The organism is Pararhodospirillum oryzae (genome assembly GCF_007992075.1).
GTDB classification, from domain to species: domain Bacteria; phylum Pseudomonadota; class Alphaproteobacteria; order Rhodospirillales; family Rhodospirillaceae; genus Pararhodospirillum; species Pararhodospirillum oryzae.
Genome location: NZ_BJZO01000196.1, coordinates 1 through 700, shown reverse-complemented (window position 1 = coordinate 700; position 700 = coordinate 1). Strand labels below are relative to the sequence as shown.

General features: G+C 71.9%; 1 protein-coding gene. It reads left to right on the top strand.

What is annotated here, in order from left to right; all coding sequences use genetic code 11:
* Positions 1–700 (top strand): hypothetical protein (locus tag ROR02_RS16745; RefSeq protein WP_218032844.1); only part of this gene is annotated, 700 nt, incomplete at both ends.

Sequence of the window (700 nt, the reverse complement as noted above, 5' to 3'; positions counted from 1 at the left end):
TGGAGAGCACCAAGCGGGCAGCCGAAGACTATGGCAAGGCGGCCAAGGACGCCGCCGTCGGCGTGACCGAGCTTGCCACCAAGAGCTTGAGCGCGGCTCAGCGTGACGTGGCCCTGGGCCTTGCCGCCAACGCCAAGGCGGCACGCGAGGCTCAAAGCGATGTGGCGCGCGCCCTCTCCCCCCTTGGGTGGTGGTCGCAGATCGATGACGCGCCACCGGCAGCACAAAGCGTGCTGGCGGATTACAAGGCCGGCGCTGTTGCGCTAGCGGACACCCTCGACAAGCTCAACAAGATCGCGGCCGACAACCCCCTGTGGGGGGCCGACGCCACGCAAGACGACGGGATCATCGGGTACCTGGAGCGACTGGCGGCGGTACGGGACGAGTACAACGCCTTGATGACCTCGCGTGCACGCCTTGCAGCCATGGCGCGCACGCCGTTGCACCTGGACCCGGTCCACGATAATGGGGGTGCCGGGGCAGGCACTCCGCCCGCCACCCCCACCCCGCCGGCGACGACTGGCGAGAGCTGGGGGAGCGGCAAGGGCAAGACCGACGCCTGGGCGGAGTGGGTGCGCGACACCAAGGCGGCGACGGCGGCGGCGGTGGCGATGGCGGCGGCGGTGGACCAGGGCGCGGCGGCGCAAGGCCGGGCGGCCGTGATGGCCGAGGCCGAGGCGGTGGCGCTGCGCCTGGGCAC